This window comes from Bacillus sp. SM2101 (assembly GCF_018588585.1).
GTDB lineage: Bacteria > Bacillota > Bacilli > Bacillales > SM2101 > Nanhaiella > Nanhaiella sioensis.
Genome location: NZ_JAEUFG010000002.1, coordinates 155,701 through 180,144, shown reverse-complemented (window position 1 = coordinate 180,144; position 24,444 = coordinate 155,701). Strand labels below are relative to the sequence as shown.

General features: G+C 33.3%; 24 protein-coding genes. 17 read left to right on the top strand and 7 right to left on the bottom strand.

Annotation, left to right across the window (positions count from 1 at the left end; all coding sequences use genetic code 11):
• The first annotated feature begins 88 nt into the window (after positions 1-88).
• Positions 89-685 (top strand): histidine phosphatase family protein, encoded by a 597-nt coding sequence (locus tag JM172_RS02985; RefSeq protein WP_214480589.1) that lies wholly within the window; start codon positions 89-91, stop codon positions 683-685.
• Positions 686-1,277: 592 nt separating this feature from the next.
• Complete coding sequence (locus tag JM172_RS02980; protein ID WP_483297236.1) at positions 1,278-1,943, top strand: glycosyltransferase; 666 nt, start codon at positions 1,278-1,280, stop codon at positions 1,941-1,943.
• A 216-nt stretch (positions 1,944-2,159) separates the two neighbouring features.
• Here the strand turns inward: JM172_RS02980 and JM172_RS02975 are convergent, their stop codons facing one another.
• On the bottom strand, positions 2,160-2,522 hold the full coding sequence (locus JM172_RS02975; RefSeq protein WP_214480588.1) for a GIY-YIG nuclease family protein: 363 nt from the start codon (positions 2,520-2,522) through the stop codon (positions 2,160-2,162).
• Between the two features lie 238 nt (positions 2,523-2,760).
• Between JM172_RS02975 and JM172_RS02970 the strand changes: the two genes are divergently transcribed.
• From JM172_RS02970 to JM172_RS02960, 3 genes are all read left to right on the top strand, one after another.
• Positions 2,761-3,243, top strand: a complete 483-nt coding sequence (locus tag JM172_RS02970) for an XRE family transcriptional regulator (protein ID WP_214480587.1) — start codon at positions 2,761-2,763, stop codon at positions 3,241-3,243.
• Positions 3,244-3,400: 157 nt separating this feature from the next.
• A complete protein-coding gene (locus JM172_RS02965; protein WP_250886484.1) occupies positions 3,401-3,694 on the top strand; it encodes an antibiotic biosynthesis monooxygenase in 294 nt (97 codons plus the stop codon).
• A 268-nt stretch (positions 3,695-3,962) separates the two neighbouring features.
• A complete protein-coding gene (locus JM172_RS02960; RefSeq protein WP_214480585.1) occupies positions 3,963-4,487 on the top strand; it encodes a GNAT family N-acetyltransferase in 525 nt (174 codons plus the stop codon).
• A 97-nt stretch (positions 4,488-4,584) separates the two neighbouring features.
• On the opposite strand, the gene JM172_RS02955 is transcribed toward JM172_RS02960, so the two are convergent.
• Together JM172_RS02955 and JM172_RS02950 are read right to left on the bottom strand one after the other, a co-directional pair.
• The gene (locus tag JM172_RS02955) at positions 4,585-4,980 is read right to left on the bottom strand and encodes a VOC family protein (RefSeq protein ID WP_214480584.1); all 396 of its coding nucleotides are present in this window, start codon (positions 4,978-4,980) and stop codon (positions 4,585-4,587) included.
• Positions 4,981-5,171: 191 nt separating this feature from the next.
• Positions 5,172-6,059, bottom strand: coding sequence for a DUF4097 family beta strand repeat-containing protein (locus JM172_RS02950; protein ID WP_214480583.1), 888 nt, complete (start codon positions 6,057-6,059; stop codon positions 5,172-5,174).
• Positions 6,060-6,616: 557 nt separating this feature from the next.
• Between JM172_RS02950 and JM172_RS02945 the strand changes: the two genes are divergently transcribed.
• Genes JM172_RS02945 through rlmD form a run of 4 tightly spaced genes read left to right on the top strand, consistent with a single transcriptional unit; the run spans position 6,617 to position 10,034 of the window.
• Entirely contained in the window at positions 6,617-7,090 is a 474-nt protein-coding gene (locus JM172_RS02945) for an 8-oxo-dGTP diphosphatase (protein ID WP_214480582.1), read from the top strand.
• 35 nt (positions 7,091-7,125) lie between these two features.
• Entirely contained in the window at positions 7,126-7,677 is a 552-nt protein-coding gene (locus JM172_RS02940) for a ribonuclease FAU-1 family protein (protein WP_214480581.1), read from the top strand.
• Positions 7,678-7,716: 39 nt separating this feature from the next.
• Positions 7,717-8,589 (top strand): DNA-3-methyladenine glycosylase family protein, encoded by an 873-nt coding sequence (locus JM172_RS02935; RefSeq protein ID WP_214480725.1) that lies wholly within the window; start codon positions 7,717-7,719, stop codon positions 8,587-8,589.
• An 11-nt stretch (positions 8,590-8,600) separates the two neighbouring features.
• Positions 8,601-10,034, top strand: coding sequence for a 23S rRNA (uracil(1939)-C(5))-methyltransferase RlmD (gene rlmD / locus JM172_RS02930; protein WP_214480580.1), 1,434 nt, complete (start codon positions 8,601-8,603; stop codon positions 10,032-10,034).
• A gap of 102 nt (positions 10,035-10,136) precedes the next feature.
• On the opposite strand, the gene JM172_RS02925 is transcribed toward rlmD, so the two are convergent.
• On the bottom strand, positions 10,137-11,204 hold the full coding sequence (locus JM172_RS02925) for an MBL fold metallo-hydrolase (protein WP_214480579.1): 1,068 nt from the start codon (positions 11,202-11,204) through the stop codon (positions 10,137-10,139).
• A 612-nt stretch (positions 11,205-11,816) separates the two neighbouring features.
• Between JM172_RS02925 and JM172_RS02920 the strand changes: the two genes are divergently transcribed.
• Entirely contained in the window at positions 11,817-12,491 is a 675-nt protein-coding gene (locus JM172_RS02920) for a response regulator transcription factor (protein ID WP_214480578.1), read from the top strand.
• Positions 12,484-13,872: a sensor histidine kinase gene (locus JM172_RS02915; protein ID WP_214480577.1), complete on the top strand. Its 1,389-nt coding sequence runs from the start codon at positions 12,484-12,486 to the stop codon at positions 13,870-13,872. The genes JM172_RS02920 and JM172_RS02915 overlap by 8 nt, the downstream gene beginning before the upstream one ends.
• A gap of 117 nt (positions 13,873-13,989) precedes the next feature.
• Here JM172_RS02915 and JM172_RS02910 read toward each other — a convergent pair whose 3' ends face one another.
• Positions 13,990-14,538 carry a hypothetical protein gene (locus JM172_RS02910; protein WP_214480576.1) on the bottom strand — a complete coding sequence of 183 codons (549 nt, stop codon included), beginning with the start codon at positions 14,536-14,538 and terminating at the stop codon, positions 13,990-13,992.
• Between the two features lie 564 nt (positions 14,539-15,102).
• Between JM172_RS02910 and JM172_RS02905 the strand changes: the two genes are divergently transcribed.
• The 4 genes from JM172_RS02905 (at position 15,103) to JM172_RS02890 (ending at position 21,400) form a co-directional block, all read left to right on the top strand.
• Positions 15,103-16,143, top strand: coding sequence for a class I SAM-dependent methyltransferase (locus tag JM172_RS02905; RefSeq protein WP_214480575.1), 1,041 nt, complete (start codon positions 15,103-15,105; stop codon positions 16,141-16,143).
• Positions 16,144-16,459: 316 nt separating this feature from the next.
• A complete protein-coding gene (locus JM172_RS02900) occupies positions 16,460-16,999 on the top strand; it encodes a hypothetical protein (RefSeq protein ID WP_214480574.1) in 540 nt (179 codons plus the stop codon).
• Positions 17,000-17,475: 476 nt separating this feature from the next.
• On the top strand, positions 17,476-18,543 hold the full coding sequence (locus tag JM172_RS02895) for a tetratricopeptide repeat-containing glycosyltransferase family 2 protein (protein ID WP_214480573.1): 1,068 nt from the start codon (positions 17,476-17,478) through the stop codon (positions 18,541-18,543).
• 775 nt (positions 18,544-19,318) lie between these two features.
• Positions 19,319-21,400: a choice-of-anchor J domain-containing protein gene (locus tag JM172_RS02890; protein WP_214480572.1), complete on the top strand. Its 2,082-nt coding sequence runs from the start codon at positions 19,319-19,321 to the stop codon at positions 21,398-21,400.
• A 377-nt stretch (positions 21,401-21,777) separates the two neighbouring features.
• On the opposite strand, the gene JM172_RS02885 is transcribed toward JM172_RS02890, so the two are convergent.
• Positions 21,778-22,434, bottom strand: a complete 657-nt coding sequence (locus tag JM172_RS02885) for a hypothetical protein (protein WP_214480571.1) — start codon at positions 22,432-22,434, stop codon at positions 21,778-21,780.
• Positions 22,435-22,802: 368 nt separating this feature from the next.
• On the opposite strand from JM172_RS02885, the gene JM172_RS02880 reads away from it, so the two are divergent.
• Both JM172_RS02880 and JM172_RS02875 read left to right on the top strand, forming a co-directional pair.
• The gene (locus JM172_RS02880) at positions 22,803-23,399 is read left to right on the top strand and encodes a GNAT family N-acetyltransferase (protein ID WP_214480570.1); all 597 of its coding nucleotides are present in this window, start codon (positions 22,803-22,805) and stop codon (positions 23,397-23,399) included.
• 56 nt (positions 23,400-23,455) lie between these two features.
• Complete coding sequence (locus tag JM172_RS02875) at positions 23,456-23,647, top strand: YwbE family protein (protein WP_214480569.1); 192 nt, start codon at positions 23,456-23,458, stop codon at positions 23,645-23,647.
• Between the two features lie 166 nt (positions 23,648-23,813).
• Here the strand turns inward: JM172_RS02875 and JM172_RS02870 are convergent, their stop codons facing one another.
• Positions 23,814-24,257, bottom strand: coding sequence for an SRPBCC family protein (locus JM172_RS02870; protein ID WP_214480568.1), 444 nt, complete (start codon positions 24,255-24,257; stop codon positions 23,814-23,816).
• Positions 24,258-24,444: the final 187 nt, after the last annotated feature.

Sequence of the window (24,444 nt, the reverse complement as noted above, 5' to 3'; positions counted from 1 at the left end):
CTCCCTTTACTCGTATTGTAAAGGGAGTCTTTCATTTAGAGAAAGGGTTATTGAACATGACAATGCTGTTCAGAATAGGAGCTAACAAATGACTTCAATATGTTTAATAAGACATGGAGAAACCGATTGGAACAAAGAAGGCATACTTCAAGGGACAAAAGAAACACCACTAAATAGTAATGGTATTTTACAAGCTCACCAGTGTAGTGAGTTTTTGAAAAACTCCCAGTGGGACATACTGGCTACAAGCCCATTACAAAGAGCAAAACAAACAGCACAAATAATAAATAACAACCACAACATTCCACTTATTGAAGTGAAAAAGTTTATGGAAAGGCATTACGGAGATGCAGAAGGGATGACTGTTGAAGAAAGAAATACTAAATTTCCAGATCAAAAATATAGAGATCAAGAAGCATGGACCGATTTACAAAAACGCTCTATGGAAGGACTTTATGAATTACATGAAAGGTTTACGAATCAAAAAATATTACTTGTTTCTCATGGTGCAGTCATCAATGCCATTTTAGCTACATTGTCTAATGGCAAGATTGGAACAAAAACGGTTTTAAGAAATACATGTATGAGTCACTTACATTTTGATGGCAAATGGAGCATAGAAAATTACAATGTTGTTTCACACCTTTCTCAGTATAACGACCAAGAAAACATAGTTCATTACTGAACAATTTTTACATCTGAAATATGCGAATATCCAACTACATAAGTTTGTGCTAGGAATATTTTTAAAACGTTTAGCGTAATGTCTAAGCGTTTTCTTTTTTTGAAAAATTTGTTGCTCTATTTAATTAGAAAGGTGATTTCATGGATAGATTGTATTAGCATGGATTGGTGCTTCTAGTTCATAGATATGAGCACGTATACACTTAGCGTTCGCGGCACCTTTTCTACTATTAAATATATTGAGTTCTCATTAATCTCATCGTATTTCCCCCTTTTAGTAAGGCTGTTTTCGCATTGATTGTTGCTTTTCGTTCAAAGTTATAAGCACGTAAACATATCGCGTTCGTAGCAGCTTTTCTACTTAAACAATTATTGAGCACTCCTAAAACTCGTCAAATTGTCTATTTTTAATAAAAATAGCAACAAAGTTTACGAAAAGAGCCTTAAGTAAAAATAGTAACAAAGCTTACGAAAAAAACTCTGTAAAATAACAGCCCACATGAAAATAGTGTGATTTTTTGAATTAAAAAAATAAAATCAACCAAAATAAATAAGAAAGTAACTTCAATAATACAGAAGGAGTGAATCGACTAATGATGAGACGTAACAAAATTAACGCAATGGTTGCAGTTCTTGTGTTATTTGCTCTACTAGCTGGACCTGTAAGTACAAACGCGAACAGTAAACATAAGGCTCATACGGATTGTTACACCAAATCGGTAGTAAATTTTAAATTTGACCTACGTAAACTTTGGATAGACCATACTGTCTGGACGAGAAATTATATCATTAGTGCTATTGCTGAATTAGAAGACAAAGAAACAGTACTTACTAGATTGCTTCAAAATCAAGCCGACATTGGTAATGCTATAAAACCATATTACGGAGAAGATGCTGGTGAACAGTTAACAAAATTACTTACTGAACATATTGAAATAGCAGGAGAAATTATTGATGCTGCAAAGAGAGAAGATAAAGAGGCATTGGAAAAATCCACTAAAGAATGGTATAGAAATGCTGATGATTTAGCAGTTTTTCTAAGTAAAGCAAATCCGAACTGGAAAGAGGAAGAATTAAAAGAATCTCTGTATGAACATTTGAAATTAACAGCCGACGAGGTTGTCTCAAGATTAAAAAAGGATTGGGACGCTGATATAGCTGCTTTTGATGCAGGAGAAAAACATATCATTATGCTTGCAGATGTGCTTGCTAAAGGGATTATTAAACAATTTCCTGATCAGTTTAACTCCGGACATTAATATTTGCCAACAAAAGATGAAGTGTGGTGTCTCAATTCGTGAGACACCACTTTATTTTAGATAAGACATGAGACTAATTAGTGGCATTTTTTATGAAAAGAGTACTGGCTGAAGAAAGGGTTCCATTGCGTTAGTTATCTCATTGATTAGCCATGAATACGATTTGTGCACAAATTAGTATAGCCAAGAAGTTATCTTGATCTGAAAAGTCTGTGGTTAAATCTTAACAACATACTTATCATCAGCTCGTAATGCTTCATGCCATTTCTCTTCTAAGTCTCTAATCCTGTTAGTGTATTTATTTAAATCATTGTAGTCCAATACAATTTCCTCTTCAGGCTTTATTTTCTCCAATATTTGAAAAGAAAAGTTGTCTTTACCATATAAATCCCATTCTTTTTGTAAATCCTTATTGAAATGAGTTTTAAACTTTAGTTCAAATTGATGGCGGTTAATGATCTTAGCTAAATCCATACTGCTTCCAACATACATTTTGCTGTTTACAAGGTTCGTTATCGTGTATACACCCATCAAAGTATGGGTTTGTTTATAATCTCTTTTCAATTGCTGTTTGTCCATATGAAGACCTCCTTTAGTATAAGGTTATAGTTTTGCTAATGACCAGCTAAGTAAGCAAGAAGAAAAGGTACTTGCTCATATAAACTTTAGTTTAAAGTGACGTAATTTATGTCAATCATAACATAGACATAAAATATGTCAAATATAAATGTATAAAAAAATTGTAAAAATTACTTGAAGTTGACTTTAAAATCTTTTACGATTACAATCGAAAAAAAATTAAGATGAGGTGAATCATGTGTATCAGAGGCTATTAAACTCAAAAACCGTATTAGAATACTTAGTTGTTCGTAACGAGCAATCCTACACTCAAATAGGAAAGCTATTAAATATTACACCTCAACAATTTTCTGACTGGATTAAACTACGTAGACCTATACCAAATGAAAGGTTAAAAAGTTTATGTGACTATTTTGCAGTTCCTGCTGATGTATTAGTCAATGAGAAAAAGTTTGCAAAACCTCTTGATCCAATAACGAAAATTGACGTGGAAATGCTTGAGGTGAATAAAGCAACTAAGGAAGAGGATTCTATAATTTTGAAGGAGAAATTAATTGAGCTTCAAAAGGAAAAAGCGAAGCAGGTTAGAATTCTCCGTTTAACGACTATGTTAAATGCTGACAATGATCAGTTAAATGCAGTCATTGATACTTTTTTGGACCAACTAGAAAATATTGAAGAAAGCGATATAAATCTGTTTTTAGAAAAAATTCGTGTTTAGAGCTGTCAGAAATCCTATCCTAAAAAAGTAGACGGTGTTAGTTATAGTAGAGATTTTAAAACAAATATGAGAAAATAAAGAAAAATAGGAAAATACATACTCGAGAGGTGGAAAAGTGTTTATTTCTGTCACTAGACTTCATCTGAGGGGTAAAAGAATGTTACCTATCTTCTTTTTTCATACATATAAATCAACAAGACAAGTAAAAAAAGCTAATGGGTTGCTGCATTCTTCATTGCATCAAGAAGGATGGGATACTTTTTGGACATTAACTGTTTGGGAAAACGAAGGTGCTATGAAAAACTATAGAAATGCAGGAAGTCATCTAAAAGCCATGAAAACCTCAAGGAAAATTGCAGACGAATTAGAAAAGGTGAATTGGGAAAATGATAGCATTCCAGCTTGGGAGGAATGTATTGAGCGACTTCATCAGCATTATAGCAGGCTTTGATTGGTTGCAAATGTGAAGGAGCTTATAAAAAAGGTAATTATAATAAAGCTCGTCCCAACTAGCACCATTGATAAAAGAAAGATAGTATTTTCCTAAGGTTATTTTCGCAATGAGAAACGAAGCCTGAAACACCTTTTTATGCAGAAAATGGTATTCCTGTAAGAGGTGAAATCTTGTTAGCGGAATCATTTTGAATTTTTTTAATAAAGGATGAAAAGTAAATTAGAGAAAACGAAATTTAATTGTAAAATCTATAAGAGGTGATGATGTGTTTCCAGAATTAGCAACTGATAGATTAATTTTAAGAGAAATTACAGAAGCGGACGCTGAAGGTATATTTGCTTGCTTTTCTAATGACGATGTCACACGGTATTATGGGCAGGAATCGTTAGTGAGTATAGAGCAAGCAAAAAATATAGTAAACTTCTTTGCAAATAATTATAAAGAAAAAAGGGGGATTAGGTGGGGGATACAAATAAAGGGCACTGATGGAATCATTGGGACAATCGGCTTTAATGCTTGGATACCTAAATACAAAAGAGCTGAAATAGGTTTTGAAATTAATCCAGCTTATTGGCAGCAAGGGTATGCATCAGAGGCCATTAGGAAAATTATTACCTATGGATTCGATTCACTTGATCTAACTAGAATAGGCGCAGTTGTATTCCTTGAAAATGATGCCTCTAATAATCTATTAACAAAGCTTGGGTTTCAAAAAGAAGGCGTTTTAAGAAATAATATATATCAGAATGGTAGACCTTATGATACATATGTTTACTCGATGATAAAATGAGTGGACTCGTTTCAACTAATGTACCAGAACAAGTTAAATGTTAGCTCTGGTACATTTTGTTTGTGTGGAAAACTTGCTAATAAATAATAATGTTATCCTAAGTTAAACCGTGTGAATGCATAAGTACAATCCGCCATCCATCGGGATCTTCAATAGTAATTCCCTTTTCCTGCCAGTATGGGTTTTCAGGTTCAACCTCGGGATACCCCATTAAGTCCAACTTCGTTTTTATTTCTGTAATTTCATTAATATCAGGTATATAAAAGACGAGCAAATTATCCTTTGTTGGAGCAGGACATGGACTCCCATCAACATGTCTAGTAAATTCTAAATGGTATTCTACTCCAGGTAAGCCAAACATCACACCATCGTACCCGTCATGGTTTTGAAAGCTTCCTATTCTTGTTAACCCTAAGCCTTCTTCATAAAATGTAATGACTTCTTCAAAGTTGTCCGTAGGTCTTGCTATTCTGAACTGAACACAATTTTTCATGTGAATTTCCCCGTTTCATATATTAGTCTTTCCTATAGACTAGTATATCTAGGTGAATCCAATTTATCATTGCTCAAAAGTAGTAATATTTTTTCGTACTTTGGTTGTACACATACTGTTTTGACTACTAATATTCATAGGTGGCAGTCTCAAAAAAAAATCACCTTAAAGTATGCAATGAGGGAGGAAGCTTATGTTAATGAAAAATCTCCAGAACTAGTTCTTACAGTCAGCTCATGCTCTCCACTACCGATGGTTCCCACGACCGCATTACGTTTATTTTTATCATATGTAAGTCCTTGTAAGCGAATATTTGCATCACCAGAAGAACTTTTAAAGTCAACTTTAAGTGATTCTGGTTGATTATCAGATATAATTGAAACATCACCACTATTTGACTCTACGGTTGTTTTGCCTTTAAGCTCATTTGTGATTAATTTAATATCTCCAGAAGATGTTTTACTGTTTGTAAACATGGCTGTTACATATCGTGTGTTAATGTATCCACTTGATGAACGTACATTAAGTTTTGAAGCTTTCGTATTCATAATATGAATATCGCCACTAGATGTTTCAACAGATAAAGTGTCTTTTACTATGATTTTATTAGCGTTAATATCTCCTGAATCTGAAATAAATGTAACTGTACTAGCTGATATATCTTCAATATCTGCATCGGCTGTCGATGAGTCAATATCAATTGAATCGAAGTGTTTCTGAGGAACTGTTATTTTTAAAATAGACAGATCAATGATTATACCAATGTGAGATGTTTTTTTTGATCGTAATGCAATATTTAATTCTTTATCATTGACCTCTGTATCAAGTATGAAATTATCTGCTAATTTGCTGTTTACTTGTCCTGTTAGCTCTACTGTGATCTCATTGTCATGTGAACATATGAACCTTACGTTATTAGAACAAGAATTTATTTTTATTCGAATTATATCGTCACTTAAAAATGATTTTTTCTCAGACAATTCAACCATGTCATCTTTTATTTTCTTATCAATGGTGGAAACTGACGCTTTAACAAACCTCTTCCATAAAATTGATGCTCCATATGAGATTTTATTCATACACTCACTCCTCAAAAAATACTTCAATATATTGAAAATTAAGAATTTTATATTGGTAACCATTCTAACAATATTTAGGTGTAGACTGTGCTAGCGCTTATTTTCATATTGTTTATATTAATTATAACAAATTTAACTAATAATAGGGATTTCTATATGGTGTGTCAAGTATAGAAACTCATCCGATACATGTATAATAATGATATTTGGTCATATTGCCGCACGTTGTCCTACTTTCCAACAAAGTTCTTTTACAGTCGTAAAAGCGTGTCTTAAAGTCCAAAACTGATGTAATACTGTCGGAAAATCGTGATGTACAGTCCGAAACAAATGCTATACTGTCAGAAAAATATGTTTTACTTATCCGAAACCAATGTAATACAGTCTAAAACCATGTTTTACTGTCCAAAATCGGAGTTATACTGTCGAACAAACGTGTTATACTGTCCGAAACCGATGTTATACTTTTCGACTATCATCTTTATAGGAAATATACTTCAATTAAGATATCAAACAGCTGATAAAAAAATTTCATTTTTTATTAGGGGGAGTTTCTAATGAGTGACCACATTAACTATAAAATTTGGACTGTATGTATGATACAAGATGGGAACAAGGTGTTACTATTGGATAGGCAGCATGATAGCTTTAAAGGATTTATACCTCCCGGTGGAAAGGTTGAATTTCCTGAGAGTATAGTTGATAGTGCTATAAGGGAAGTCAAGGAGGAAACTGGCCTTGTTGTACATAACCTTGAGTTCAAAGGTTTATATGAATATGTTAATGTGGATAAAAAAGATAGATATATGATATTTAATTATTTTACGAATGATTTCTCAGGTGAATTACTACAAGAATCTCGGGAAGGTCGTCCTGTTTGGGTAGAAATACAGGAAGCATACAATCTTCCTATGCAAGACTCAATAAGGAGAAGGTTTCCTCTGTTCTTTGAAGAGAGTACGTTTGAAATACAAGTAGAATGGGACAATGAAAGTGATAAAGAGGGTATTGTTAATATTAAAAAAACGTAAAACCTTTCAGAGTAATTCAAGGAGTGCACAATAAAATGCTAAAGCGTAAATATGCAGATCGCTCTAATTGGAAGCGTATTGTGAAAAGTGGGTATTCTCAAGCTTATCTTCATACTAGTGACTTTAAAGGTCATATATCTTTACTAACAATTGATAAAGTTACTGAGCCATTAACTGTTAGTTATGGAACGCAAAATGTCTGTATAGTTGATGAGGGCTATAATTGGCTTCAACAATTCCCGCTAAATAAACATCATTCAGTTACTACTATGTTTAATGAAAAAGGTGAAGTTGTTCAATGGTATATAGATATTTGTAACAAGAATGGTGTAGAAAATAATATACCTTATATGGATGATTTATTTTTAGATTTAATTGTATTACCATCTGGAGCAATTTTTCAGCAAGATGCTGATGAATTAGAAGATGCGCGATTAAAAGGAATAATAGATGAAACCTTATACGATAAGGCTTGGGAAGAAGCGAAACGAATTCATCAACAACTTGAAGAAGGCTCTTTCAAGCTACTTCATTTGTCAGCAGCTCATAAACATATGCTTAAAAATTGTGATGGAGGGTGCACTTAACCAATAGATTCGATGATAAAAAAGGAAGGAAGGTTAATTATGTGGGTAAAAGAAGTTGACATTTCGTCTCCATACGATTTTAATAGAGTGTTGGGACGTTTATCACTAGATCCATTAAATCAAGCTGATGTAGAGGCAAAAACGGTAAAGATACCACTTTATATTGATGATGAACGAACTATCGCTACGGTGAGAAGTATTGGTACTATCAACCATCCAAGCTTTATAATAAGTGGTGAACAAAGTGCGCTTCAAGATGAAGTAATGAAGATTATAAATCACTTATTTCAGTGGAATGTTCCTCTAAAAAAAATCGCAGATCACTTTAAACAAACTAATTTAAATAAGTTATTTGAGGAACATCGTGGAACACCTCTTGTTCTTGATTTTAATTTATACGGCTGTTTAATGAAATGTATTATTCATCAGCAGTTAAATTTAAAATTTGCATTTACGCTAACTGAGCGTTTTGTGAAAACATTTGGAAGTGAAGTAGATGGTGTTTGGTTTTACCCATCACCGGAACAAATTGCAGAACTTTCATATGACATGCTGAGAGAATTACAATTTAGTCAGCGGAAGGCTGAATATGTTATAGATACATCGAGATTAATTTCTGAGGGAAAGCTAAACTTAGATGAACTAAGCAACATGCCGGATGAAGATGTTATTTCATCTCTTGTGAAAATCCGTGGGATCGGTCCGTGGACAGCACAAAATGTATTATTATTTGGATTAGGTAGGAAAAATCTTTTTCCAAAAGCAGATATAGGTATTCAAAATGCACTAAAAAAATATTTTTCACTGGATGATAAGCCCACTAAAGACGAAATGGATGAATTAAGTGAGAAGTGGGCTCCATACTTAAGCTATGCTTCATTGTATTTATGGCGTAGTATTGAAAATTCTTAGGAGTTGTGACAATGAAACAGAAACGACAAAATCGCTCAAGGCAACAAAATCGAAATAGACAGCAAAAACAAGATACATCAATTACCCTTACAAAGGGTCAGCAATTCCCGTTAACGATCAAACGACTTGGCATTAATGGTGAAGGTGTAGGGTATTTCAAAAAACAAGTTGTTTTCGTACCAGGAGCCTTACCTGGAGAAGAAATCTTAGCCGAAGCATCGGTTATTCATTCTAAATATGCAGAAGCTATTATTAGAAGAATTCGCATTAAATCACCACACCGTGTTAAGGCACCATGTCCTTTATATGTTAAATGTGGTGGTTGTCAATTAATGCACCTTGACTATAATGAGCAGTTAAAACAAAAGCGTGATATCGTAGTACAGGCATTTGAACGTTATGGAAAAGTACCTGTTGAAAAAATTCAAATTAAAGAAACCATCGGTATGGAAGACCCATGGAATTACAGAAACAAAAGCCAATTCCAACTAGGTATGCAAAAGCAAAATGTTATTGCCGGGTTGTATGGCTTGAATTCACATCAACTTGTGAGCATCAATAACTGTATGATTCAGCATGAAGCAACGACCAAAGTGACAAATGTCATTAAACGTATATTACAAGACATGCAAATACCAATTTACAATGAAAAATCACGCTCAGGAGATATTAGAACAATTGTAACCAGGGTTGGTTTTAAAACAGAGGAAGTACAGGTTGTGCTTGTAACGAGAACGGATAAGCTACCTCGCAAAGAACATCTAATCAAAGAAATTACAAATCGTTTGCCAGAAGTAAAGTCCATAATGCAAAACATTAACGGTCAAAAAACGTCGCTCATTTTCGGAGAAAAAACAGTTCATATACATGGTAATGAAGTCATACAAGAAACACTCGGTGACTTATCATTTGAGTTATCGGCGAGAACGTTTTTTCAGCTAAACCCTATCCAAACGGTAAAGCTATATGAAGAAGTGAAAAAAGCAGCCGCATTATCTGGTAAAGAAAAAATTGTTGATGCATACTGTGGTGTAGGAACGATTGGTCTATGGTTGGCTGAGGGTGCAGCAGAAATTCGTGGTATGGATGTCATTGCGGAATCTATTGAAGACGCTAATAAAAATGCTAAAAAACACGGCTACAAAAACGCCACTTACGTCCAAGGAAAAGCCGAAGAACTGCTACCGAAATGGGTCAAAGAAGGCTGGAAGCCAGACACAATTGTTGTCGATCCACCAAGGTCAGGCTGTGACGATGAGTTATTACAAACAATTCAAAAGGTTAAACCGAAAAAAGTGATCTATGTTTCTTGTAACCCATCAACACTAGCTAAAGATATTGAAAAGCTAAATAGACTATATAAAATAAAATATATTCAACCAGTTGACATGTTCCCACATACGGGGCATGTAGAGGCAGTCGCAGTATTGGAGTTGAATAAATAGTAAAAGTAAGAAGGCATCAAAAAGTAAAAGCAGCTTGCAAAAGCTGCTTTTACTTTTAATCATAATATTCCTGAGGCTTGTATACACCCTCACATTGTTTCATTAATCAAGTCGTAAACTATCTATTATTTTGGAGCAGTGAGTGTCAGTATATATATCAGCTCCACCTAGTTTGTCAATCCATTTTGGAACAGTCGCGTCATTACAAGATTTAATCATCTCATCATAATAAACATCCATGAGGTGCCAAGGGTTCTCAAAGCCGACATTTTGCCCAATTGCATTAAGATCAGTGGTTTTCAGAGCATTTTCAGCATTTTTCTGTACATCATTCATGTAGTCAATTTGAGTTTGTACATCCTCACGGGTACCTAAGCGCGTAACATGACCAGCAACTAATGTGTCAAAGTCATATTCCATTATTTTAGCGTGTGCTTCTATGTACCCTGGAATGTCTTCAGAAAGAGCTAAATAACGAAAAGGTACCCAGCCTGGAAAAATGATATCCACAGCCATTAAAACTTTTTGATCTGGTACATAAATAAATATGTTACCTCTTTGGTGATTATCCCCCATATAATCTAATAGAAGTTCCTTGTTACCAAGCTTTAACTTCTTCTGACTACCTTTAAAAGGTTTTGTAGGGATTGGACGGTTAGGATCTTGACGTTTCTCTAATATTTTTGCTGTTTCTTCATGCGCAAAAATCTCTACATCATCAGGAAACAAAGATGCGGCACCAATATGATCTTTGTGTGCATGAGTATAAATGAGATATTTTATCGGTTCATCCGTTACTTCTTTAATCGCATTTAAATACTTCTCTCCTAGCGATTGTGGTGCATCTACCGCTATTACACCTTTGCCAGTAGTGAGGAACATCGTCGTGAAAATACCATCCATTACTGCATAAATTCCATCTCCTATTTCCTCGACTAAATACCCTTTATCCATGGGAATAGCTGGTCCTTTTGCATTTTCAGGAAGTGGAGCTACTGGGCTGTCTTCTTCTAATTCACTACTACTATTTGTTTTAATTATCATGTCATTTCTTTCAGTTTCCTGCTCGTATCCCATAACACTTTGAGCGTAATATGTTGTTTGTAATAGTGTAAGTGCCATAATACAAACTACAATCAATTTTTTTGAAATCCGTCGTTTTTGTGACATGTTTTACACCCTTTCTTTGAATTGAATTAGGTACGTGAAAAAAGACTAATTTCACTGTCTTTATTATGCGAATTTATTTTTTTATTATGCTCAAGATGTTCGAGTCAAACGAACAAAAAAGTGTTCATTTTGTTTAGTTAGGAACACCTTATATAACTATACACGAGGTTCTCAAAATGGAGACTTATAAACGATTAGTAGAAATGAAGTCACATATGTCCAAAAAAGAGAATTGTCCTACAACAATTGAAAATGCTGAGATCTCAACATTCTGATGTATCCATAGCAAATTAATAGACTGTTGAAGAGCTTAACATACATCTTTTCTTATTTACTCAGGCAATTGAAATAATAGATTTTCCATCAATACGAGTGTATTGAGTTTTTGATTTCTGTAAAACAAGCACATGAAAGGATTAAAAGGGCTAGAGAAGGTATTTGATAAAGAAACCTTACTTTGGAATAAAAGGCTCATTCCGTAAACTAAGTTGATTACTTATCATAATCTTTCTTCCTTTGAAACTCCTATATATTAAATGGACAACTCCACATAGAATACACATGGATATGAGATAATATTTTATAATGCCGCTTATGTATGAGGGGAGAGTGATGATCATGCCTACAATTCTTGTCGTTGAAGATGACAATGATATTCGCGAACTAATTAGCGAATTTCTATTATCGCAGCAGTATCATGTGAAATTGGCAAGTGACGGCCTTGAAGGGTTTACAATGTTTCAGCAATATGAAGACATAGACCTTATTATTATGGATATTATGATGCCGAATATGGATGGGTTTCAATTTTGTCAACTTATAAGACAACAGTCTGAAGTTCCGATAATTATGCTTACTGCGTTAGAAGACGATGTTGAGCAAATTAAAGGTTTTGAGTTAGGTATTGACGATTATATTACAAAACCCTTTTCTTTTAACATTCTTATTAAGAGAGTAGAAGCCATACTTAGAAGAAATAAACGACCAAAGGTTAAAACAAGCACACAGCTTACATATGAAAACTTAATTCTTGATTTACAATCCTTCCAAGCTTATGAAGAAAACGGTTTGGTGAACCTCACGAAGAAGGAATTTGAATTGCTTCAGCTGTTAATGGAAAATAAAGGAAAGGTAATTACAAGAGAAATGATGATTGATAAACTATGGGGATATGATTTTTATGCAGATACAAGAGTCATTGATACTCATATTAAGAATCTGCGAAAAAAAATAAACGGTGACTACATTAAAACAGTCGTTGGATTAGGATATAAGATAAATGAGTAAATTTTTTAGTCAAATGAAACATAGAGGTATCGTTTTCAAAATCTTTGTTATAACAACGCTATTACTATTAAGTGCTTCTTTAATGATTTACTTTTCAATTTATTTTTTCCTTCCAGGATATTATAAGGATTATAAATTGAATCGATTAGAAATTGCAATGTCTGATTTAATTAAAGAGACTGAAGGTAAGACTTTACCAGAGTTCTTTGAAGCCTCACAACAATATCAGGATGAAAATAATGCAATGGTATACTTAATAGATACGAAAAGCGAATATGGTTTGGTTACAGCTCCAAAAGATTATCTTAGCCAAAAATTATTAGAAACAAATGAATTAGAGAAGTCAATTTCTTTGAAAGAAAGAGATTATATTATTAAAATTTCTCAAACCTTGCAGCCTGTTGATGAAGCTCAAAGTGCTATATTAAGGTTTTTTCCTTATGTAATCATTGTCATTTTTCTCATTTCGATTTTAGGAGCTATGTTTTATGCAAGAATTTTATCCAAGCCTTTACTAGAACTTAACTCAGTAGGGAAAAAAATGGCGAAATTAGATTTCTCAACTAAAAGTGAGTATAAAGCAGAGGATGAAATTGGTGAACTAGCAGAAACCTTAAATAATATGTCATCTAGGTTACAAAGGACAATAGATGATCTTCATATTGCAAATGAATTATTAACAAAAGACATCGAACATGTAAAAAGTATTGAAGCAGAAAGAAAAGATCTATTTGCGGCAATTTCACATGAATTAAAAACCCCGATCACGATCGTAAAAGGTCAACTAGAAGGGATGCTTCATCGTATAGGAATATATAAAGATCGCGATAGTTACTTGAAACGAAGCTTGAACGTGATGGGGGACCTTGAGGGTCTTGTTAAAGAAATTTTGAATCTTTCTAAAATCGAAAATGAAGGGTTTAATCCATCTTTAACTGACGTGAATATATCTAGAACTTTACAGGATATTGTTTATTCTTTTTCCTATTTTTCATCTGACAAAAAATTAAATGTAAGTCTAGAAATTGATCCTGATATAATCGTTCAAACGGATAAAAACCTTTTAGAAAAAGGGCTAAGAAATGTTATTCATAATGCGATGATGTATTCTCCTAATGAAGCAGAAATTCAAATTTCTTGTCAGAAGGAAGGTACAAATATTAACGTAGCTGTATTTAATTCAGGTGTGTTCATTGAAGAAGACCACTTAAAAACAATCTTTGAGCCATTTAATAGATTGGAAAAGTCAAGGAATCGTAATTCTGGTGGTACAGGTATTGGATTGTATCTTGTAAAACGAGTTTTTAATATTATCCATGTACAATATGAATTAAAAAATGTGAAGAATGGCGTATTATTTACGATTAATATTCCAGTATAACCAAATATGTATTGTGGTTTAGTTGGTATAAGTAGCATTTCTAATTATAATATCCATAGGAGAAATCTCGGTTCATTGCTCCTATGGACATTTGTATATTAAATCAATTTGGTTACTTTATTTTTCTTCAATAGGCTCTCCTGTTTCTGGATCAACTTGGATCAGTTTATATTCTTCTTCAATAGGGCCTAATTCATCATTTAAAAGATTCATGAGTTTTTCTGGAACATCATCTTTTGACATTTGCATCCCTCCTTCAACCTCAACCCACAATCGTTCAACAATTTCTGATGGCTTTGTTAATAATTCGTCTGTCTCAGCGTCAAAGATTTCACCTGTATTGATATCTGTTTTAAGTGTTTTTAACTTGTGCAAGTATTCTTTTGTTTCAGGGTCTTGTACAAAGTGGAGTCCGGTTTTGTCGTCTTCATAAACTTCTAAAAGTTGATAGTTATGCTCATCTATAGAATTAGTAGCCTCTATTTCATTCCATAGATCTTGAGGAATATCTTTAATAGCTATTTGGGTTCCCCCTTCGAACTCAGTACCATATTGTAATAATTTTTCTTCTGTTGTTAAGTTTTCGTCTTCAGTTAAATAGACTCCTGAAGCTCCTAATCCTGTAGTTAATAGACCACCTGCAACTGCTAAAGATAAAAATTTCATATTAGTATTCTCTCCTTTTGAAAATTTTTCTTACAAGTGTATTAAAACATTTCAATATGAATTTCATGTGTAATTCATGTGTGGGTTAAGTGTGCATTTTATTGAGAACTGTACAAAGTTTATCGAAGTTTTATTATGACTGGTATAAAGGTGTATAGCTTATCGATTTATCCGACTCTTACTGAAAGACTCGAGCTAAAAAGATAAGCCTAAAACCTTTCATACTATCGAGTAAACACTTTTTTCTTCCATGCACATACAATAATTTGAACAAGTTTAATACTTGATGCGAGGAATCGCATTATAGTTACGATCAGGTGTATATATCAGTATGAAGAAGTGACTGATTGAAGAGTTTATAAAAAATCATTATTTTGGAAATTTTTTTGGACTAATGATTACAATTTTTTCATTGGGATTGTGAACTTTTATTATTAGTCATGAATGTCTAGCTTTCTTCATAGTAGGAGCTAAGGAACGATGGTTGATTTCTTTATTACTCAGTATGTACAATTCCTCATTAGGAAGTAGGTACTGACAAATGAAAAGAAAGTAGGGGTTGTGTTGAATAATAGTTACGAAGATGTCTTTACTGAGGCAGAGCAATTATTAAAAAATAATCAAGACCAAGACGCCGAAGAAAAATATTTACTATTGTACGATAAAGCGCATAAAGAGCTTTCACCCATAGTTTCCTTTCGTTTAGGTGAAATTTATAATAGAAAAAAATGGGTGAAGGAATCGTCACAATTTCACACGAATGCTTTTCTTCAAGACCCCTTGTTAGCTAATAAGCTAATACCAGAAACTCATCCTATGTATCATTTCAACTATCTTTCTTTCAAAGAATCAGAACATAAGGTAACAGCTTGTCCATTATGTTCGTTACAAGGTGAACTGCATTCATGTTATAACTCCCTGACAAATGTAGATTTTGTGCAAGGGTTTAATCCAGTGAGGATATGGATGCAGTGTAGATCTTGTAACCATATCTTTGCTCATAATTATCCAATCGAGCTTAACAAGATTTTAACAAATTCATCTCCAGAATTGTATTTCCAACAAAGGGTTGAAACTTTACCTATTATAGGAGATATCTTTAGTAACATAAAGCGTTTTTCAAAAGGGAGCAAGTTGTTAGATATAGGAACAGGGGCTGGCGAAATGGCTGCTGTCGCTAAAGAGTTTCTCTATAGCATTACTGGAGTAGAAATACGTCCTGTATATGCGAAACATGTTAGTGATACGTTAGAAATACCTATCGTTAAAACTGATATTATGCATTATGAAACTAACGAATTATACGATGTGATCATCTTAGGAGATATTATCGAGCACACACCTGAGCCATTGAAGGTGTTAAAGAAAGTCCGCACTCTGTTGAAAAAAGATGGAATACTATGGATTTCAACACCCAATTTTGAAAGTGGCTATACAGCAATTATGAAGGATAAAGATGCCATGTGGAGAGTTTGCGAACATGTAAATTATTTTTCATATACGTCATTGTTAAAAGCTCTAGAAATAAGCGGTTTTGTATGTATGGAGTACTCTGCTTCAAAAAGGTTTTATGGATCGATGGAGCTTATCGTAACGAAACAATGAATCGTCAAACTCAGAAATAAATGATGCTTTAATACATTGTTTTATACGAGAGATTATAGTTTTTTTTGTCTTAAGAGTTCGTGGCATTCTGTCTTTTGTAAAGCGATGTTAAACATATAAATTTTGAAACATTGGCACATAGTTTTTGAAAAGACCATATAGGAAAGAGTTAATTTAATAGTTTTGATGTAAAATGTTGGCTATCGTATATGAATGTCTACATTTTTTTGGCAAGCTGTTGTAGTTAGTCCAAGCAAAAAAGAAAAACAGTCATAAATATAAATATAACTAGCTAAAGCGAATGGAGGTGAAAGTTATGTATGATAAGGACAAAGATTGTAAGTGTAGAGTCGTTCCATCACCGCCACCTGGCCCACAAGGACCAATGGGGAAACCTGGTCCACAAGGTCCACAAGGACCAACGGGAAATACTGGCCCGCCAGGTAGCGCATTAGGTGTTTGTTCAATTTTTGATTCTGCCGTTGGTTCTATGACTGCTATCCAGGATCAACCTATTATTATGCCTAATATGGGACCATGTTTTGGAGGCTTTGATACGACAACTACGCCAAATACAATCATACTTCCAGCTGCTGGAGGGGCAATATATGAAATCACATATGGTATGGTTTGTAGTTTACAAGAAAATTCAAGTATAAGTCTTCAAGTAAACGTAGGTGGCTCCCCATTAAATGAATCACTTACCTTTGAAACTAATCAAGGTACGCATTCTGTATCAAAAACTATTTTTATATCTAATGATGTTCAAGACCAACCAGTTACTGTTGTGCCAAGTCAAGTTACGGGTAGTGTATCGTATAGGTCACCAGATTTAGCGATAACAAGGTACACTTAAATGAACTGCTTGCAAAGAATTTTATTTTATAAGCTTGGTTAAATATATATTAGAGACATATTAACATATTTAATGATGATGGATTGTGTACAGAAAAAAGTTAAGTAACTTCAATAAGTAATGTAATGCTTATTTTGAAGTTGCTCTTTTGTTTGTTTTCTTTATGTGGTTTGTTTCAAGTAAGCTTGTTGATTTTGAGGAGAAAATTAGTGGTTTTTTATACTTTACGTATTTTACGAACTTGCTAGTCAAATAGAGATTGAACTGTTCAATAATGATCTTTCCTTTTGTTAAATTGTATAATTTGAAAACGTGTTAGCTGAATTGATTAAGGTTTTCAAACTGTGTATATAGGATTCAAAAAAAACCTCACTTCTAGATCTGTTTTTCCGTTGTAACACCTTCTACCGTAGATCATAAAATATTAGCAACAATGTGCTCTAAACGGAGGTGAAAGCATGCAAATTAGCCTTTGTATGATTGTAAAGAATGAAGAGAAAGTATTAGATAATTGTTTATCTTCTATAGCCGAATTAATGGATGAAATTATAATTGTTGATACTGGATCATCTGATAGAACGAAGGAAATAGCAATGAAATATACTGATAAAATTTATGACTTTGAATGGGTAGATGACTTCTCAAAGGCTCGAAATTACTCCTTCTCAAAAGCTACGAAAGATTATATTATGTGGCTTGATGCTGATGATATTGTACCTAATGAAAGTCAACTTAAAATTGCTGAAATAAAGAAAAACCTGTTGGAGCTTAACCCTGATGCGATCATGATGCCTTACCAATATAGCTTTGACTCAGAGGGAAGACCGATCTTAACAATCTATCGTAATCGGATAGTGAAGAAGGAATGTAATTTTAAATGGCATGGATATGTTCATGAGGAAATTCAAGTTTCAGGTAAAGTATTTAAAGCAAATATTATTATTCAGCATAAAAAAGTTCGAACAAAATCAGATCGCAACATAAAAATATACGAAAAAGTCATTGCAGAAAAGAAAACGTTACCTCCGAGGGATGTGCTTCATTATGCAAATGAATGCTTAGATCATCAACAATTTGATAAAGCCATTGAACTATTCGTCTCCTTTTTAGCCACAGAAAATCAGGCTAAAGATTTTCGTAACTATGCATGTTGGAAGCTTGCGGATACTTATATTAGTCTAAAAGATTATGAAAAGGCAATTGAATATTGTTTAACATCTTTTACAATTGATTCTCCGAGAGCAGAAATGTGTTGTAGATTAGCATATTGTTTTCAAATAAAAAACGAAATAACTCAGGCGATAAGCTGGTATAAAATAGCTACTAATCTTGATATCCCAGAATTAGAGGATCGTGTAACAATCTTTCAGGAACCTTGTTACACATGGCTTCCTCACCTTGAGTTGTGTAGCTGCTATATTCATTTAAAGGATTATCAAAACGCGAAATTGCATAACGACTTGGCAGCAAAATATATACCTGACAGTTCTGTAGTAAATGAGTATAATCAGTTTTTTCAAAAAATAACAAATCATAATAATTGAATATTTGTTGATGAATACAGATGTTCACTGACTTTGCCTGTTTGCGCAATGGTTCATGAGAAATAAATACGTACTCACTGTATAGTTTCGTGACACTTTTTCTTCTGTAAAATGATAATATCCGCCTAATACACCATTTTTCTGTTGTCATTTAGTAAGGCTATTTTCGCATTAACTGTTGTTTTTTCATATTAAGAGGTAGACACGTATACAACTAGAGTTCTTGACACCTTTTTTTCTCAAAAGACTATAAAAAACATTTAATACACATCAAATATTCAAATGTAAATAAAAAAGCAACAAAGTGTCTGAAAAGAGCCTTTACTTTAGAATGGAATATCGTAGTGTTTCATTTTCTGTAATGTAAGATATTAAGCCTCTCACAATTAGCCGGCATCAGTTAATTGTGAGAGGCTTCTTATTAGTTTATTTATTCTATGGTGATACAGTTGCACAAAAACCTTTTTCAACAATACGCCATGGTTCCATGATAATAAGAAGTGGTAGATAAGAAGGTAATACTTAATGTGTTTTTTAGTAGAATAATAAAATGATAAATAAATAGTTATAATTTCAAATTATTACAAAAAATACAATAAATATAATTCATTCGCACTATATTTTGTTAGTAAAATGCAGAAAACTCTTAAAATTAATATATTCGAACTATTTATAAACTTTAAAATACTATTGTATAATAGCGATTACAGTCGACAATTTTCTTAATTCATCATGTGGGAAATTGGAAAAAAAGGTAAAAGAGAGGGGAATGCATATGAAAAAGAAGCTAGTTTCAGCTGTTTCAGCAACAGCACTAACACTGTCTTTACTTACACCTTCCTTGAGTGGGGCTCAAGTGAGCGCAGCTTCGAAAGATTGGAATGCTGAGAGATATGGTGATGTTTTAGATATCGGAGCAAAATTACGAGCACAAGCTGAGGATGAAGGCTTTTTAAAAAAGGCTAGAGAAGAAATTGCTGCTCAAGTTGATAACATTAATTTAAACGGTGAGGAAGTAGATGCAGAAAATTCATCTGAGGGTACTTTTTCATTTGATGGTGGTACTAAATATTTCCTAAACCAAGATTTACAATTGAAAACATTTACTCTCCGCAGTGTCGGCGAAAATGTAGAAGTATGGGTTGCAGATGACCTTTCTTTCCCAGAGGGAGACCCAAGACCAGCTCACGTAGTCACTCAGGAACAAGTTGATAAATTACGAGATGAATTTGATAATAATATTTATCCAGTAGAAACAGAGTTTTTCGGACAATCAGACTTTTTAACTGGAGAGCAAGCTCAATTACCAGCAATTCTTGATTTACCTGAAGATTATTATCTATCTGAAGAAGGTAAAAACATCATGTTAGTGGATAACATCGTTGATGAAAACTTCAATGATCCAGACTATCCATTTTTTACTGCAGGGTTTTATTATTCTCTATTTGAAACATATATTGACCGTAATATTATAACAATTGATACGTTAGATTGGGAAAATAGATTAGATGGTTTCCTAGGAACGGTTGCGCATGAATATCAACATTTAATTCATGATGATAATGATAGTGATGAAGAGAACTGGATCAATGAGGGTATGTCTGATTATGCAGAGTACTTAACTGGTTATGGTCATCCAATGGGTCATGTTAATTATTTCTTAGATCACCCAGAAAATTCACTTGTAGAGTGGGATGAGTTTCTAGCAGCTGGCATGGCCCCAGAAACGCTAGCAGATTACGGCCAAGCGTATTTACTACAGCTTTACTTAAGTGAACAATTTGGACAAGAGTTTATTCAAGAGTTAATCAAAGATGAAGCTAATGGTATAGAAAGTGTAAACAACCAATTGTCAGCATTTAATACAGGTATTGATTTCCCTGAACTGTTTAGTAGATTTAACACAGCATTAGTTATTGATAGCGCCCAACCAGGTGATGGAATCTATGAATTTGAAAGCATTGATCTACAGGTGAATTTTGAATCTGCAGCTGCTTTTGAAAAGGATGGTGTTCCAGCGTGGGGAGGAAACTTCAAAGTTATTGAATTAGATGATAAGATTCGTACAATTAACTTTGATGGAATTGATTTCCTTCCGATTCCTTGGGAAGTAGCTCAAGATCCATTAGGGTCAGGTAATGAAGTATTATGGGCAAGCGAAGGTGATGAAGCAGATAATTTTATCGTTTTAGAAGCTGACCTTAGCAATGTAAACGAAGCAACGTTGCAATTCGATAATTATATTGATATTGAAGAACAATGGGACTTTGGGATTGTACAAGTTTCAACTGATGGTGGCGAAAATTGGACAAGCCTAGCAAATGAAAATACTCGTTCGGATATCGTAACAGAAGGTTATCCAAAGATTAAAGAAAATCTTCCAGGATTTACTGGGCATTATGATGATTGGCAAAAAGAAACATTTGATCTTTCTGATTACGCTGGTCAAGAGATTTTAGTTGCTTTCCGCTATATGACTGACTGGGGATACAATGATTCAGGTTGGTTCATTGATAATATCGAAATACCAGAAATCGACTATGTTCATGATGGAAACTCATTAGATGGTTTAAAATCAATCAATGAAGTAAAAGGACAATATGTTGATTATGCTGTAACGTTCATTAATGAAAGAGCTGTTGGTAAAGATGGCAAGAATAAAAAGTATAAAGTTGTCAATGTAGAACCATTTAATGTAAATGACGAAGATGCATTAGAATTACGTCAATTATTTAAAGACGGTAAAAACTATATGATCATCTGGTATGCACCACCTGCTGGTACAAAAGGTTTCGTTGATTTCACATACGAAATTATTACGAAAAGTGATTCAAAAAAAGACAAAAACGGTAACTAGAGTTTGTACCATGTAAATAAAAAGAACTAAGCGCAACGCTTAGTTCTTTTTGTTTTTATCAAGGCTATGTTCTTCTATACATACCAACTAAAGTGTATAGGATTTTCTTACCTTTACATCTATATCAATCATTTTATAAAGCCTTTGACATACATCGAACAAAAACGAGCAAGAAACAAGGAAAGGTAAAGGAAGGAATACTTAGGGTAACTGGAATATGTCGATCAAGAACAAATAGTCAATTGAGTGTGATCAGAGTTGAAAGATCGTAAAACACCAGTAAGGCGGAAATGAATGCACTTCGCGTAAGCGCTACATATAATATAGGGATGTTTAATATAAGTAACGAAATAGCATTTGTTTCAAATCCAATGCCTCTATCCGCTTTTTTTAATATGTAAGACTTGAGAGTTTGGAGAGATTTTGTAGCCTTCTTTATAATATAGTGTGTTGATTTTACAATCCTTGCCGATTTCTACATTATTCCCTTCAACAACATCAATTTCTGCATGAGAAAGATTAATATATTCCCCTTTAATAAACTTGCTTACTAGTTTTTTCTTAATTAAGGGGATAGTTTTTCTATCTCGTTCCACAATTATTTCTTCAGCAATTAACTTATTTATATGACTTTTGGCTGATAGTTTGATGTGAAATTGCTTTGCAAATAACTCTTTTGCAAACACGACTCCTTTACATTTCATTTCGTCTGTTTGAAGTTTTTGATCAATTGTAACACTGCCTGAGCTTACAATCTTTTGTGCTTTTCCATTCATAATATGTAAATTGCCCATATTCTCTATTTCAGCTATTTCAAAATTCCCTTTTATTACACAAGAACCCGCATTTTTTAAGAGATCAGCAACAATTTTTGAGTGAAATGAGCTAGATCCATGTGATGATATTACTTTAACGTTTACATCCTGAAGAATAGTAACAGAACCGCGAATATTTAACTTTTCTAGTTGGGCGTCTATGTCTTTTAATTTGCCACTCGTAACAGTAAGTTGCTTATCCTTCTGTTCCTTGTTCATAGTTCACACCACCAATGATTTTGTTAATATTAATGTAAATAACTATTTATGTAACTGTAGAATTTATTTTAACATAGTGTACTCATTCTATCGATCGTTCTATAAATTTAAATTTTATAAGGCTATTTTCGTAAACTTTGTTTTAAAAATGGACAGTAAGATAAGTAATATAAGATATTATAATTATTAAAAGAAAAGATGCCACGAACCATAGATGTATACGTGTTTAAATCTTAGAACGAAAAGCAACAATAAATGCGAAAACAGCTTTTAATAAAGACCAAAGTATAAAGTATTGATAAGTTTTTCCCTCTCGTCACATTCATAGTCGAATGGACGACTTTCATGAATATTTATAGGAGGAAATCATGCATATTAGGAACTATACTTCAAAGGACGAAGCAGGTTGGGTAAGGTGTAGAGTATTATCATTTTTGGACACAGCTTACTTTGATAATGTAATAAGGGAAAAAGAGACGTATAACAACCCTGTAATTGAACTTGTGGCAGTAGAACAAGGTCAAATTGTTGGATTAATAGACATTGAGTACGAATTGGTGGAAAGGACACTATGTTCAAGAGGAGTCGGTTTAGGAGGAATGATTTGGCATATAGCTGTTCATCCTGATTTTCGTAGGAACGGTATTGGTAATTTACTATTATGTGAGGCAGAGAAGATAGCGATAGAAAAAGGCTTAAATCGCTTAGAAGCATGGACTAGGGATGACCCTTGGGTGCATAAATGGTACAAAAAAAATAAGTTTATAGATGTAGAATCTTATTTGCATGTGTATATTGATGGTAGTCTAGAAATGAAAGATACATTAACAGCTAAAGTGCCAGCATTACACCCTGTTCAAGCTTTTTCCCATTATAATGGTGATAATAAAGACAATATAAAAGCAAAGTTCAAAAGGGTTCATGAATGTACTTGCTTTGAAAAAAATCTTATTGATCATATATAATTAGTAATAAATTTGCAAACACCGTATTACATAATAAAGGAGAACGGGTGATAACAATGAACGGTCAACAAAGGTCAAATATTAAACGAGGGCTTGAAGTAGAGATTGTGTTAAAAAAAGATCAAATGACTGGAGCACTAACTAGAGGTATTGTAAAAGATATTCTAACAAACTCACCTCATCACCCCCATGGTATTAAAGTAAGGTTAATTGATGGTCAAGTTGGTAGGGTGCAGAGAATTTTGTAAATATAGACTGTTTTCACAGGGATTGTTTTCATCTAATGTATGTAGTAGTTGTTCAACTTAGTAACGATGGAATATCCATAAACCGTCGTCTAGTATAGTATAAATAGCAATAATATATTAAGTTAACTGGATGATACTCCTATACTATTGCAATTTCAACTATTGCTTATAAATCCTGTTTATAAACAATTCCTTCTTCTAAGTATATCTTTAATAGGGTAAGTGCTTCTCCCCAACCTGTTGCACACCCTATACATGCCTTGAGGTCTTTATCCGATTTAGCATAACCAGTCTCTGTGAGGTCAATCAATGTGCCTTCTTTATATGGCTCTAACTTAAGAGTGACTGTAGTGTGTGTTGTTCCTGGTGACCACTGAAAAACAAATTTTTTATTAGGTATACTCTCAATTATTTTTCCACCATCTTCAAGGTTCGCATTTTCAATTCCGAAATTACTCCATTTGAACCGAATATCACCTGTGCCATCCGCATTCATATGTAAAGATGTTTGGTCTGTAAACCATGCATTCCAGCCATCTGCAGAAGTAATCGTTTTATATACTATTTCTTTTGGAATTTTAATATATGTTTTATGGTGAATTGTTAACACTGTTCAAGCACTCCCTTCTGTTATTAATCTATAGTATTACATTAACATAAATTGTTAATAAGTTATTCATTTCTTGTGAATCATTACAGTTTTCTCTTTGTTTGTAACAAAAATGAAAGTGTATTGAAATCTACTTTGCTTAGAATTTTGTTAGAATACAGTAACAGCGGTCAGTTTTGGCTATATG